The following is a 12,286-nucleotide window of genomic DNA, read 5'->3' on the forward strand; positions in this document are numbered from 1 at the left end:
TTTTCGTTGTTTTTTTTGCAAATCGCACATTTTTGGGTACCAATCTGGAGTGATTCGCGCCACATACTATAGAGGAGACGTACTGTGTCCTCTGCTGCGCTGATTTCTTCCCCGATATGATTCCCTCCAACGTCCTGGTATTGATAGACTTAACTTCGACATGAGTGAGCATCTAAATAATCCGGTCATGAGCGAAGAATTTTTCCGGCTGTTCTCCCGGGATGACCGCAAAATTTATGGTTATATCCTGGCGCTGGTGCTGGATGTGGCTGCTGCGGAAGACATCTTTCAAGAAACATGCGTAATCCTATGGAAGGAATTCCCTGAATATGATCAGGATCGCAGTTTTTTAAACTGGGCATATGGCATTGCCTTTAATCAGGTGCGAAAATATCGCCGGAAGTACCAGAACAAGCGTTTGATCTTCAGCGACAGTCTGGTGACCGAGCTAGCGAAAGATGTTTCGAGTATGATCGAAGAACAGAGCCAGCGGCAGTTGGCGCTGACGCAGTGTCTGCAGAAATTAAGCAGCCGTGAGCGAGAACTGATTGATGCCTATTACGGGGAACAGGAAACGGCGGCCACCGTGGCAGACCGCTGGAAATGTTCCTCGCATGCGATTTATAAAACGATCAAAAAAATCAGGAAAGCATTAATTGATTGTGTGAACCGTCGTCTTTCCAGTGAGGTGTCTTCATGACCGAACCAGAGCACTCTATTCCAGAGCAAATATGGGAACTGGCCGACGCGCAGTGTTCGGGAATCATTACGGAATCCGAGATGGAGACGCTGGAACGTCTGCTGCTGGACCATCCCGAATATCGTCAGGATTATCTGGATTATGTCTTTCTGCATATCGGTTTAGCCAGTGCAGTGACTTCGGGTGAACTGCTCTCTTCGGCGGCGATTGAGAAATCGGTGAATCAACAGCATGCCGCGCGCGTGACAGCGCAAAGATCGCTACGACCGCCGATCACACAGACACTCTGTCTGGTGGTTTGTTTGCTGTCGATTGGTCTGTTTCTGTTGTTTAAAACACCTGAGCAAGAGGATGCACCGCGCCAGGTTGCCGAGGAGCCGTCGCAATATTATTTCGATGACAACACGGCTCCTCCGGATGAAGTAGCGATACTTTCTGAAGTGGCGATGGCGACATGGGAACTGCTCGGTAAATCTCCCGCGTTGACGCATCATTTTCAGCCAGGGACGGTAAAGGTGACATCGGGAAATGTAGAGTTCGCTTTTTCGGGGGGGGCTGATATTTCTGTTGAGAGCCCTGCTCTGTTTGGAATGGAACGTAAGGACCAGGGAACGCTCTTTTCCGGCACGTTGTCGGCGCGGCGAACAAACGGAACGGGTGCTTTCACATTAGAGACGCCTAGTGTTGAAGTTGTTGACCGGGGGACAGAATACGAAGTCAGTGTGAATGAGGCGGCTGAGACGTACGTGCATGTGCTGGATGGTCAGGTAGAAGTGAAGCCGCGCGGCCGCCTGCCCCGTTTTTTCTGGACTTTCGATCAACCTGAAGCGGAGCCGTTAACGGACACGATTGGAAATCGTTCGATACGTGCCGGGAAGAATGCGAAGCGAGTTCGGGGTTTAGTCGGCAAGGGAGCCGTACGATTTAATAACCGGCCCGATGCGAGCATACTGCTGGGAAACGGGGGCGGTAAAGAAGTGGGTACCGGCGCTTATTCGGTCTCGACCGGCATCACCGTCGAAGCCCTGGTTGTTTCGGAGTGGCAAGCTCCTGATGTGACTCAAAAAAAACGTCCGTTTGACTATGATGAAATCTTTCGGAAGGAAGATGGTAGCTATCGGATTCTGCTCAGCTTTCAGGATGATGATAAAGCCGGCATCACGCAAATTCCCACGGTTGAACCTGGCCCCTGTCTGTCGTTTGGATTGTTTTTGTCAGGCATGGGCTACAGCGAACTGGATATGCCTTTAGATGGCAAAGAGGGCCGCCCGACAATAGAAGAACTGCGAGATGGCAAACCGCATCACATCGTCGCGACGTATAACGGCTGGACCGGAGTGAAGGCGATTTACGTTGATGGAAAGCTGCGAATGACTCATCGTTTTCCAGTGGGGACGATGATCATCAGTGGCGGTTCCAAACCGGCGGTGATTGGAAATTTGATTTCAGAACGCTTCGATACCTTTGTGGGACGAGAACCCTTCACCGGCATCATTGATGAAGTTGCCTTTTACGATTATGCACTGGCCCCATCGACAGTTGCCACACATTATGCGAATGTGCAAGCAGGCAAAGATTACTTCGACGGGCAGTTGAGCAAATTCGTACTGCAGGAAAAGCTAGGCGGCAATGTGCTGCTCAATAAAGGCGAGAAAATGAAATTCGCCGCCGAGACTGGCGAGCCGGTGCTGTGAACCGGCTGTGTGCTGGCTTTGTGCCAACGATGAGAGGCTCACTCTCCTTGCGGCCGTGTGGTACTGTCGACTGGCCGTCAATACCACACCGTCGCTGACACTTTGGTTATTTCGATTCGAGATCGAATGGGATCTGATTGTCTCCCGCTTTTACCGTTGTCGTTAATTCACTTTTGGAATGATATTTTGCGGGCGATAGTTCCGGGGACGCTTTTTGATTGGGGTCCGACTGGTGATCAAATTCCCGGTACGTCGTGATAAACACCTGATGCGGTCCCAGCTTGGCGCCCATGGTATTCTGATTAAACAGGAGTTCGAGATGACCACGTTCCAGCGTGTAGGACGCTTGAGTTTCCAGTCTGTTCCCAATGCTAAGCTGTTGCTTTTGACTGATTTTGGCCTGATGCGCATCGGAAACCGTCGCATAACTTGGAGGAACGCGCGTGATGATCAAGACGCAAATGATAAGTAAGGTGACGAGAGGAACTCCCAGAAGTGTGAAGTAGATCCGTCTTGAGGGGCGCGGAGTCGCTATAGAAAGTTCATTCAGCAGATCTTTATCTGAAAGATGAGCCTGGTTTTTAATCGAGAAGGTATTCTTAAGGCTTTGCTCAAGTCGTGCATGTGTTGAAATGAACGCGATGTAAAAGTCTCTGGCAGATTCATCCACTTCGAGCGTGTATTGTAATTGGGCAAATTGTTCATCTGTAATGCGACTATCCAGATGGAGAGAAATCATCTTCCCCAACTCATCCCCTTGCAGATGGTTCTTGTCTGGCTGAGAGTCGTTCATGTCTGCCGCTCCAGCCTAAGGGATTTATTCACATAATCCATTAGGGTTAATCGCACCCGATACAATAACGCTGCCGTGGCGTTGTAAGTCCGTCCCCAGAAGCTGGCCAGTTCTTCCAGTGTCAGTTCTTCTTCCTATCGCTGCTTCAACAGTTTTTGTTTGTCGTCGGGCAACTGTTCAAGACAGTGAAACAGGGAATCCAGGCGTCGATCGTAGTCATGATTTTTTGATAATGTTTTTTCTGAGATCTCACGGAGTTTCTCGACGCTGAACAGTGTCGATTCTCGCTGGCTGTCTCGGCGGAAAGACAGGACTTTGAAAAAAGCGATTTTGGAGGCCCAGGCAGAAAAAGAACTCCCCGGAGTGTAATCCGCGACCTTCTCCAGGATGGTTTTATTCGTTTCTTGCAGCAGATCGCGCGCAATATCACTGTTACCAGTCAACGACAAAATATAACTGTAAAGTTGTCCCTGGCATTCAATTATATGCCGATGGAGACCGCCTGAGGGCGTAAAAAGAAAAGAAGTGGCTTGTACACTCTCGTCGTTTCTTCAACTTGCGTGGCTTGAGAGGGCAATTTTAAGCCGCAACTCTCAATGCAATCGATCCGGTCAAAACCGTTGATCCGGGACCTGTAACGGCGCTTTCACCGGCTCATTTTCTACTCGCTCAAGCATGAACCTGGTAACTCACTCATCCAACGAGTTCCCGTTGGTTTCTTTGACGGTGAGTGCGATGAAAAATGTGATGGCAGCGATGGCGGAGAGGTACCAGGCGATTGCGAGCGGGTTGCCCGTGGCTTTTACCAGCCAGGCAGCGACCATTGGTGCGGTGCCTCCGAAGAGGGCGAATGGCAGATTATAACTGACACTGGCGGCACTCACACGGACGCCACGTTTGAAGAGTTCGGTAATCGTAGCCGGTATGGCACCGGCAAAGCAGGCGATGAGCAAAGCAAAGCCAATTTGCCCGGTGAGAATCAGAGCGAAATTGTGATGGTGCATTAAACCGAGCAGCGTTGGCGATAGCAGAGCGACACCGGCGGACCCGATCAGCAGGAATGGTTTGCGACCAAATTTATCGGCTAGAATCGCAACCAGGGGAACAAACAGCGTTAACGCCGCCATGCTGATGGTGTTGATGTCGAGTGCTTCGGCGCGGTCCTCGCCGACTTCTTCGACGAGCCAGGTTGAGAGATAAATGAAGACCGTGTAAAACGTGACGGCATTCATCATATTCAGACCGGCTGATTGCAACAATTCTTTTTTATGACTGGCAAACGCCTCTTTGAGCGGCGAATACGCTTCCTGCTCTACCAGTTCTTTGGAGAGAGGTTGTTCGGGGATGCCGTGCCGGATGAAGTAACCCACGAAGGCGACCAGAACTCCGGACAGAAAGGGGATGCGCCAACCCCATTCCAGTAGTTGTTCGTTGGTTGTGAACGTATTGATTAAAGCACCCACGGCCGATCCCAGCAGAATACCGCAGGTGGCACCGATCATACTCCACGATCCAAAAAAGGCGCGGCGGTGTGGTGGTGCATGTTCGACGAGAAACACGAACGAACTGGTATATTCCCCACCTACGGAAACTCCCTGAATCATACGCAGGATGACCATCAGAACCGCAGCAGAGACACCAATTTGTGCATGCGTGGGTAACACGCCGACCAGCAGCGTGGGGACGGCCATCATCATCACTGAGAGCGTGAGTGCTTTTTTCCGTCCGAGTCGATCGCCGATATGTCCGAACAATACGGCGCCCACGGGCCGCATCAAAAAGCCCGCGGCAAAGGCACCGAAGGCGGCGATTAAAGACGTGGTGGGGTTATCAGAAGGGAAAAAAAGTTTACCCAGCGTCGGGGCAAAGAAACCGTAAACAGCGAAGTCGTACCATTCGAGAATATTACCAATGAAGCCTGCCGCCAGAACCCGAATATTTTTGTTGCCGGGTGCTGTGTTCTCTACTTCTTCTGCCTCTACAGACATGGATACGATCTTCCTTGATGGTACGATGAGTTTTTCGTGTGGTTAGTTTAGAAAATTGGGAAATAGAACGCTATTGAGAATGTAAAATTCTGAGGTGAGATTAGGAATACTGGGCATTCTCATTTCAGTGCGAACTGTATTTGGGCTGATCTGTATAGACTTCGATGCCCGCATTCCGCAGAGATTTAATGCCTGCTGCTGACATTTTTGTGCCATAGACCCAGATATCTTTGAGCTGGGGAATTTGTAAGGGGCTATCTTTTGCGGAATCTGTTAATTCGGTATCTGCCATATAGAGAATTTCCAGGTTTTCCAAAGTCGACAGGTATTTCAGGCCCACATGTGTCAGTTGGTTTTCTGAGAGGTCAAGGTACTCTAATTTCTTCAGAGTTTTAAGATACTCTAAGCCGGCATCAGTAATGGCTGAATTCTTGATCTGTAAATGTTCCAGGTTCGTCATGTTTCCCAGAGAGATTAGTCCCCGATCTGTCAACCTCGTATCGATCAATGTCAGGTGTGTGATCTGTTTTGCCTGTGATAACTGTTCGATCAATGCATCAGTGATTGACGCTCCCTGCAGACTGAGAGCATACAGTTTCTTCATTTTTGCCAGACAGGATATTGATTCAGGACTGAGGGGCAAGTTGTTGATGTTCAGTCGACGCAGCTTTTGAAAATTCAGAATATGTGGCAGACCGGCACTGTTCACACAGGTGTGACTTAGATTGAGATAGATCAGATTGGGAATGGCGGATAGTTTTTCTAGACCCCGGTTCGTGATTTTAGTATGGGAGAGATCCAGGAATTGTAGTTTTTTTAAATGGGATGCAGTGTGAAATTGCGCTCCGGTGATTTTTAAGTGATGTAATCCGAGATATTCCAAGGTCGAAATGTTTACGATTTCATTCACGCCTTTGTCAGTGAAATTTCCGCCTGTGATGATGATTGTGCTTAGTGGATACTGAGTTAATGTAATCAGACTATGATCAGACATTTTCGTTGGGTGCTTCTCTGTTCCCAGGTAAAGAGAAGCGAGCTTGGTTTGGTTTCCCAGAGAGTCGATGAATTGATCGTTGACCTTTAAGACATCAGAACTTGTAGTCGAAATATGCCGAATGGGGCGAATAAGAGGTTCCAGATTTGGTGAAATGTAAAAATCAGGCCCAGTCAATGGACTGACGCGAAAAGAGACTTCGCCCCCTTGGTTCCCAATGGTTCTTGTTAATCTCAGGGACTGAAAACGTTGGATTACTAGTGGAGCAGTACAAAAAGAAGCGACCAAAAGTATGAAAATACAGAAACGTCGTAAGCTAAACCAGGACCTTGATGTTTGATCGGGTTTGGTCATTGCCTAATGGTCCTGTATTGACTTTGTGATCTCATAGCTCAGCACTGTCGGACAAGCCGACAAGTGGTACACGGGAGCTGTTATGTTTGTTGGTTTCTTACATAGATAGATCGTTTTGTGATTCAACTTTGTGTTTTTATTTCTTGTCTGTTTCGATTATTATCAGGCAGTAGGTGAAGCAAAGGTAAAGTGTCAGATACAAATTCATCGAACGGAAACGATAGCATGAAGGTATCACAGGAATTCAGTCAATCCCCAAAACAATGCTAACCAGAAGATAGATAAGCCGTACGGACAAGCTAAAAGTGTGAACTCGGTTATTAGCTGTGCTGTCAATTGGGGTTTGCCTGCATTTGTTTTTTAACCTCACTGTGTGCCACTGTCGGCTGGTCCGACAGTGTTTGTTACAGGCTTCCGATACTCTAACATCACTGTTTCGTTTGATCAAAGAATTCCCAGGGAAGACCATGAATCGTTGGCAGGTCGGAGTCGATTATTTCGCCGTTACTTTCATACCAACGGGCACTTGACCATTTCCACTCTCGGCATTCTGTAACCAGATTTCGATTCACCGGATTGAAGTGGAGATAATTGACTGCTGCTTCAACGGCCTTCTTTGAAAAGAAGTTACGATCGAACCCCGGGCCTTCTAACCAGAACCGAAAGGCCGTTTTTCCCGGTCGGGATCGGATTGTCAGATCTTTCAATAACGGGTTCTGTTGCTCTTTCAGTAGTTCTTTTATCCGATAGGAAAACGGACGTTTGATGGCAGCTAGTAACCGATCGATTTTACATTCGTGTGTTGTTGGATAGACGAGTAAATGTAAATGTTCTGGCATGATCACGAAGGCTATCAGATGGAACTCATAACGGACCAATGCCCGGTCAATCGACTGACACAACATGTTTTTCCAAGCCGGGTTTGTTAGTAATGGCCTTCTATCAAAACAAGAAAACGTCAGCTCATGGCAGTCCCCGGGTTCATGGTAATGTTTGATCTGTTTTCTGTGTGGCGGCATGTTTTTTAACCTGTTGGAACATTTATACCGCCACTGTCGGGCCAGCCGACAGTGGCACACGCTGCCTCTATATTAGATCGTTTGTTGTTCATTTATTGAACAGTAATTTGCTGACCTTGGCACACGTCCGCCATTCTCTTTGGAGATTAATTCTATCTTTCACACGCACATTTCTCAGGGTGTCAGCAGGGGGATGCCGATGGATTGGCCGTAGGCCTGGCTGAGTTGTTCGATATTTAAACCATAAGCGCGTTGCAGGCTGTCTTGCCAGGTGAGGCCTTCTTTGATGCCGTTGAAGAAGAGTTTGAATTGTTCCGGGTTGGCTTTGAGCATGAGTTGAATAATGGCGCTGGCGGAGCCGTATTGCCAGCCTTCGAGTCGGTCGGAATTGAAGAACTGACCGCCGAAGGTCTGCATCTGCCTCAAGCGGGCGGCGGCTTCGATTTGCCGGAAGCGGACTTCTTTGGAAGAAGGGACAATGAGCATCGCGATCCAGTCGGCGATGCCTTCGTTGATCCAGGTTGGAATAGAGACCGTGCTCTTATAACGGTGAATGTAGCCGTGGGCGGTTTCGTGGACCAGGACGGCACCGAAGAAGTTCGGATCGTTGCCGCGGTAGCAGGAGACAATCACCTTGCCGTTGCCGTGCGAATGACAGAGGCCGATCGCGTTGCCCGTTTCGGTACGGTTATAAAACTGCTGTTCGAATTCCAGAAACGCAGGTTTTCCCATAAAGGCCACGATGACGGCTTTGCCGCGCCAGATGTTGTGGCCGGGCTTGAAGCCGAACGACTGGCCGAGTAGTTCATTCATCTTGTCGAGTTGAATGAGATAGGGGGCGACCTGTTTGGCGGGCATGTCGGTGTAAAACAGGAAATATTTTGTTTCATAAAACTTCATGTTGAGCGTGCTGAAGTGTTCTCCGACTTTAGTCAGAAATGTTTTGTATTCATCGACGTGCTTTGACTGCTCTTCTTCGTCGATTTCTTCCCAGAACTGTTCGTTGGACGATCGAAGTTTGTCCTTGATCGCGGCGTTCTTTTTTGTCTGGTCTTCAATGGTGGCTGCTTTGAGAGAGGGGAGATACTTGAAAAAATAGGTCTTGTCGTCAACCGTCATCTCTACGAGTCGGGTGGCGAACAGCCGTTTGCCGCGGCGGGCATTCTCGGCTTTGATTTCCATTGATTTGATCTGGCTCTTATCGCGGCCTGTTAAGAAACGCGTGATTTCGACATTCTGTTCCTGTTTGCCATTGGTGGTGAGGACGTCTGCTTTTTTCCCAATGAGCTGGTCGATTTCATCGGCTGAAAGGGCAAATTCCATGGCGGCTGCTTCGACCGTCGTTGCGGGTTTGGCATTGAGTCGGGCCGAGCGTTTTTGTGCTTCTACAGCCGGGGCATGCCATGCCAGTAGCAGCAGGAGGACAAAGAGCGTGGTTGTCAGATGAAAAATAGAAACAGGGCGAGGAACCAGCATGAGTACTCGCTTTCTGGATTGGAGCAAGAGAAAAGGCATCACTCTCTTTATAGTGCGGTGCTTGGGTACAATTGTCAAGTAGTTTATTGTGATGTTGTCGGTCTTTAGGTGGTGTTTCAGTGGTTTCTAAGAGGGTTGGGTCAATGGGGACTCTTCGAGCAGGCAAGTTGGGTGGAGTTTAGTTACTTATTCGACCCTTTTGTCACCTCCTGCTGGCTATTCGCGGCCCGAATTGTGTTCGGTTTGACACATATATTTCAACACGTGATGCCTATGTGTGGAATTTCTCTCTGGGTAAACCGGAAAGGATGCTGTTAAAGTCAGAAATAGAGGAGATTGTGAAAATTTTTCAAAAGTGGTGTTGACTCTGGAAAACAGGCAAATTCTGCCGATAATCGAGTAAGAATTCGTTTAAAAACAGGCGATTCTTGTTCACTCTGCTTGTTTTATTATTTCGTCACGCTAAAATTAACTCTTGCAGCTGAGCGGCCTGAACTAGTTGTTTCGGGAGACGTTGCATTTTTTATTTTTTAGGAATCGGAACAGAAGATGGCTGAAGGTACAATCAAGAAAGTGACACAAAAGGGATTTGGGTTCATCGACACTGAAAGTGGCAAAGACTTGTTCTTCCACTCGTCAAACCTGGAAGGCGTGTCATTTGAAGAGCTCTATGAAGGACAACGCGTTACCTTCACAGAAGGACGCGGGGAAAAGGGACCACGAGCAGAAAATGTGAAACTGGTCTGAAGTTTCACGTGCAAACTTGAAACACAAAAATAGCCGACGCAAAAACGTCGGCTGTTTTTATGCGCTGAGTGAAATTTCCAGATCAACTTTTATCGGCTAAAGTGTGGATTGTAAGACGCAAACATCTTTGTCCGGTCTCTGGATCGATAGGGGTAGGAACGGTTTCTCTGTTTTCGAACGAGCACCGTCGGACAAGCCGAGCGGTGGCACACGGGGGGCTTATCCAGTGTTCGATTTGCGGATCTAGAATGATATCTTTGACAGGTTGATTTTCTACCACGAAACACACGAAACCGGAGGTGGGTTTGGATATAATTCGGGGTTGCCTAATTATTTAAATGTAGGGGCAGTACCTGTGTGTCTGCCCGCCTTGCGAAACGCAACTCTGTATTGTTCTGCAAATGGGTCCAGATCGAACCTGCGCACGTCAGCCATGCATTCCACCTGAACTCTGCGGGCGGACACACGGGTCCGCACCCTACGACAACACGGGTAGGGACGGTTTCTCTGTTATCGGACTAGCACCGTCGGATAAGCCGAGCGGTAGTTCACGGGAGCGTATGCCAGTGGGGATAATTTGAGTGGATCGATTGCCTGTTCTTCAGCTTATGCGAGGCGGAGTCGTTTTCTGGCAAACTCGATGGCGTCGATGAGTGCATCGATTTCATCGGTGGTGTTGTAGAAAGCGAGGCTGGCGCGGACACTCGCGGCGATGTTTAAATGCTGGTGCAAAGGCATGGTGCAATGATGGCCGTGCCTGACGGCGATGCCTTTTCGATCGAGCAGTGTGGCTAAATCTTCGGGGTGTGCGCCGTCGATGTTAAAACTGAAAATCGCGCCCCGGTGTTCAAGATCCTGTGGGCCATAAATCTGTAAGCCGGGAACTTCCTGCAGTCTCTGCAGTGCATGTTGACTAAGGATGTATTCCTGTTGCTGAATTGCATCGAAGCCGAGCTCGGTGACATAGTCGATCGCGGTGCCCAGAGCGATGGCCTCGGTAATGGCAGGTGTGCCGGCTTCAAATCGCGCCGGAAGTTTGGCCCAGTGTGATTCTTCGCGATGCACTTCGGAAATCATATTCCCGCCAAACAGAAAGGGGGGAATATTTTCGAGGAGTGCTTTGCGGCCGTATAAGACGCCAATGCCGGACGGGCCGAATAGTTTGTGTCCGGAAAAAGCGAGGAAGTCGATTTCACTTTCGACGACATTGACCGGCATGTGCGGTACACTTTGCGCGCCATCCACAAAAATCAGGGCGCCGACTTCATGCGCGCGGTGTGCCATTTCTTTGATCGGATTCACTGTGCCCAGCACATTCGACATGCCGGTGACGGCGACGAGTTTTGTTTTGGGAGAGAGCAGGCATTGATAGTGTTCCTGATCGAGGCGTCCGTCGGGTGTCAGTTGAATGAATTTGAGAACTGCGCCGCGTTCTTTGGCGATGGCCTGCCAGGGAACGAAGTTGGCATGATGTTCCATTTCATTCAGAATGATTTCGTCGCCCCCTTTAAGGAAGTGGCGGCCCCAGGTCTGGGCAATCAGATTGATGGACATGGTGGTGCCGGATGTGAAAATGATTTCTTCCGGTGCACTGGCGCCGATGAAGGATTGGATGCGCGCTCGAGACGCTTCCATTTCCGAAGTCACGCGGTCTCCCAGTTGATGAACGCCGCGATGCACGTTGGAGTAATAGTGCTCGTAAATCTCCGAAATTTTATTGATGACCGATTTGGGATGCTGCGCGGAAGCACCGCTGTCCAGATAAACGAGGGGCTGCCCGTTGGGAAGCTTCGAATTCAGGATGGGAAAATCTTTTCGAATTGATGTGATATTGGCGGTCATATTTGTCTGTTTCAGATTAGAGCCCGCGTTCGGGGTTTCTGTTGCGTTACCAGATCCCTGGGGACCGAATCTATTTAAAAGACGGGGCCTACTGAAATCATGGAATGTGTTTTTATAATAAAATTGTGATTCATAAGGGATTCTAGCACGAAACCGGCTCATGAAAAGGGTTTCGTGAAAAAGCCGCTTTTTGGCTTGTATCTGCAGGTCTTTGTCTGCGCGTATGGTGTGTTTCTTTACAAGACACCGCTGGGAGGCTGCATGTTCATTCCCTGGTCAATGCGTGGCACTGATGGGTCTTCAGCTATGGGGCCTGGGTTCTATCAGATAGACTCGTTTGTGATCGCGACTCACCGAACTTTGTGAGAGATTGTCTTTTTTATGCGACATACGCTTTGAGTTCAGAGGAGAAACTTCCCATGCCTATAATTTGGTTTATCCAATCCAGCAGTTTCTGTTTGGCGGCTTCACTGCTGGTCTTTCTTTTGGGAGTGTCTGGTGTTGCCATGCGTGTTCGTTCCTTAGCATTGGTTCGCGGGAGTTTTCTGTCAACATGCGATCATGCGGAAGTGCGTGACGGGGGCAAGTGGAGCCGCAAAGATTGCGACATGAAGTGTTCAGGAAGTGCTTGTGAAGTCCTACGAACTTACTTTGATGTTCTACGAACGTCATTCGAAAG

The 12,286-nt window shown here is 48.9% G+C and carries 12 protein-coding genes; 4 read left to right on the plus strand and 8 right to left on the minus strand.

Annotated elements, in window-relative coordinates; genetic code table 11:
- Positions 1-160 precede the first annotated feature (160 nt).
- Together AAC022_RS12460 and AAC022_RS12465 are read left to right on the plus strand one after the other, a co-directional pair.
- Positions 161-700, plus strand: coding sequence for a sigma-70 family RNA polymerase sigma factor (locus tag AAC022_RS12460; RefSeq protein ID WP_339731342.1), 540 nt, complete (start codon positions 161-163; stop codon positions 698-700).
- On the plus strand, positions 697-2,394 hold the full coding sequence (locus AAC022_RS12465) for a LamG-like jellyroll fold domain-containing protein (RefSeq protein WP_339731343.1): 1,698 nt from the start codon (positions 697-699) through the stop codon (positions 2,392-2,394). The genes AAC022_RS12460 and AAC022_RS12465 overlap by 4 nt, the downstream gene beginning before the upstream one ends.
- Positions 2,395-2,500: 106 nt before the next feature.
- Here AAC022_RS12465 and AAC022_RS12470 read toward each other — a convergent pair whose 3' ends face one another.
- From AAC022_RS12470 to AAC022_RS12495, 6 genes are all read right to left on the minus strand, one after another.
- Positions 2,501-3,187 carry a hypothetical protein gene (locus AAC022_RS12470; protein WP_339731344.1) on the minus strand — a complete coding sequence of 229 codons (687 nt, stop codon included), beginning with the start codon at positions 3,185-3,187 and terminating at the stop codon, positions 2,501-2,503.
- 134 nt (positions 3,188-3,321) lie between these two features.
- A complete protein-coding gene (locus AAC022_RS12475) occupies positions 3,322-3,672 on the minus strand; it encodes a sigma-70 family RNA polymerase sigma factor (protein WP_339731475.1) in 351 nt (116 codons plus the stop codon).
- A 204-nt stretch (positions 3,673-3,876) separates the two neighbouring features.
- Positions 3,877-5,175 (minus strand): MFS transporter, encoded by a 1,299-nt coding sequence (locus AAC022_RS12480; protein ID WP_339731346.1) that lies wholly within the window; start codon positions 5,173-5,175, stop codon positions 3,877-3,879.
- A gap of 124 nt (positions 5,176-5,299) precedes the next feature.
- Entirely contained in the window at positions 5,300-6,169 is an 870-nt protein-coding gene (locus tag AAC022_RS12485) for a hypothetical protein (RefSeq protein WP_339731347.1), read from the minus strand.
- A 782-nt stretch (positions 6,170-6,951) separates the two neighbouring features.
- Entirely contained in the window at positions 6,952-7,542 is a 591-nt protein-coding gene (locus AAC022_RS12490; RefSeq protein WP_339731349.1) for a transposase, read from the minus strand.
- A 174-nt stretch (positions 7,543-7,716) separates the two neighbouring features.
- Positions 7,717-9,018, minus strand: a complete 1,302-nt coding sequence (locus tag AAC022_RS12495; protein WP_339731351.1) for a hypothetical protein — start codon at positions 9,016-9,018, stop codon at positions 7,717-7,719.
- Between the two features lie 549 nt (positions 9,019-9,567).
- On the opposite strand from AAC022_RS12495, the gene AAC022_RS12500 reads away from it, so the two are divergent.
- A complete protein-coding gene (locus tag AAC022_RS12500) occupies positions 9,568-9,765 on the plus strand; it encodes a cold shock domain-containing protein (RefSeq protein ID WP_339731352.1) in 198 nt (65 codons plus the stop codon).
- A gap of 606 nt (positions 9,766-10,371) precedes the next feature.
- Here the strand turns inward: AAC022_RS12500 and AAC022_RS12505 are convergent.
- The gene (locus AAC022_RS12505; RefSeq protein WP_339731353.1) at positions 10,372-11,607 is read right to left on the minus strand and encodes a cysteine desulfurase; all 1,236 of its coding nucleotides are present in this window, start codon (positions 11,605-11,607) and stop codon (positions 10,372-10,374) included.
- 174 nt (positions 11,608-11,781) lie between these two features.
- On the opposite strand from AAC022_RS12505, the gene AAC022_RS12510 reads away from it, so the two are divergent.
- Positions 11,782-11,973 (plus strand): hypothetical protein, encoded by a 192-nt coding sequence (locus tag AAC022_RS12510; RefSeq protein WP_339731355.1) that lies wholly within the window; start codon positions 11,782-11,784, stop codon positions 11,971-11,973.
- A 13-nt stretch (positions 11,974-11,986) separates the two neighbouring features.
- On the opposite strand, the gene AAC022_RS12515 is transcribed toward AAC022_RS12510, so the two are convergent.
- Positions 11,987-12,115 (minus strand): hypothetical protein, encoded by a 129-nt coding sequence (locus AAC022_RS12515; protein WP_339731357.1) that lies wholly within the window; start codon positions 12,113-12,115, stop codon positions 11,987-11,989.
- Positions 12,116-12,286 lie beyond the last annotated feature (171 nt).

It is taken from the genome of uncultured Gimesia sp., assembly GCF_963976445.1.
Lineage (GTDB): Bacteria > Planctomycetota > Planctomycetia > Planctomycetales > Planctomycetaceae > Gimesia.

Excerpts from the sequence above, each read along its gene's own strand:
- AAC022_RS12460 (WP_339731342.1), top strand. The coding sequence starts at position 161 with ATGAGTGAGCATCTAAATAATCCGGTCATGAGCGAAGAATTTTTCCGG.
- AAC022_RS12465 (WP_339731343.1), top strand. The coding sequence starts at position 697 with ATGACCGAACCAGAGCACTCTATTCCAGAGCAAATATGGGAACTGGCC.
- AAC022_RS12470 (WP_339731344.1), bottom strand. The coding sequence starts at position 3,187 with ATGAACGACTCTCAGCCAGACAAGAACCATCTGCAAGGGGATGAGTTG.
- AAC022_RS12480 (WP_339731346.1), bottom strand. The coding sequence starts at position 5,175 with ATGTCTGTAGAGGCAGAAGAAGTAGAGAACACAGCACCCGGCAACAAA.
- AAC022_RS12485 (WP_339731347.1), bottom strand. The coding sequence starts at position 6,169 with ATGTCTGATCATAGTCTGATTACATTAACTCAGTATCCACTAAGCACA.
- AAC022_RS12490 (WP_339731349.1), bottom strand. The coding sequence starts at position 7,542 with ATGCCGCCACACAGAAAACAGATCAAACATTACCATGAACCCGGGGAC.
- AAC022_RS12495 (WP_339731351.1), bottom strand. The coding sequence starts at position 9,018 with ATGCTGGTTCCTCGCCCTGTTTCTATTTTTCATCTGACAACCACGCTC.
- AAC022_RS12500 (WP_339731352.1), top strand. The coding sequence starts at position 9,568 with ATGGCTGAAGGTACAATCAAGAAAGTGACACAAAAGGGATTTGGGTTC.
- AAC022_RS12505 (WP_339731353.1), bottom strand. The coding sequence starts at position 11,607 with ATGACCGCCAATATCACATCAATTCGAAAAGATTTTCCCATCCTGAAT.
- AAC022_RS12515 (WP_339731357.1), bottom strand. The coding sequence starts at position 12,115 with ATGGCAACACCAGACACTCCCAAAAGAAAGACCAGCAGTGAAGCCGCC.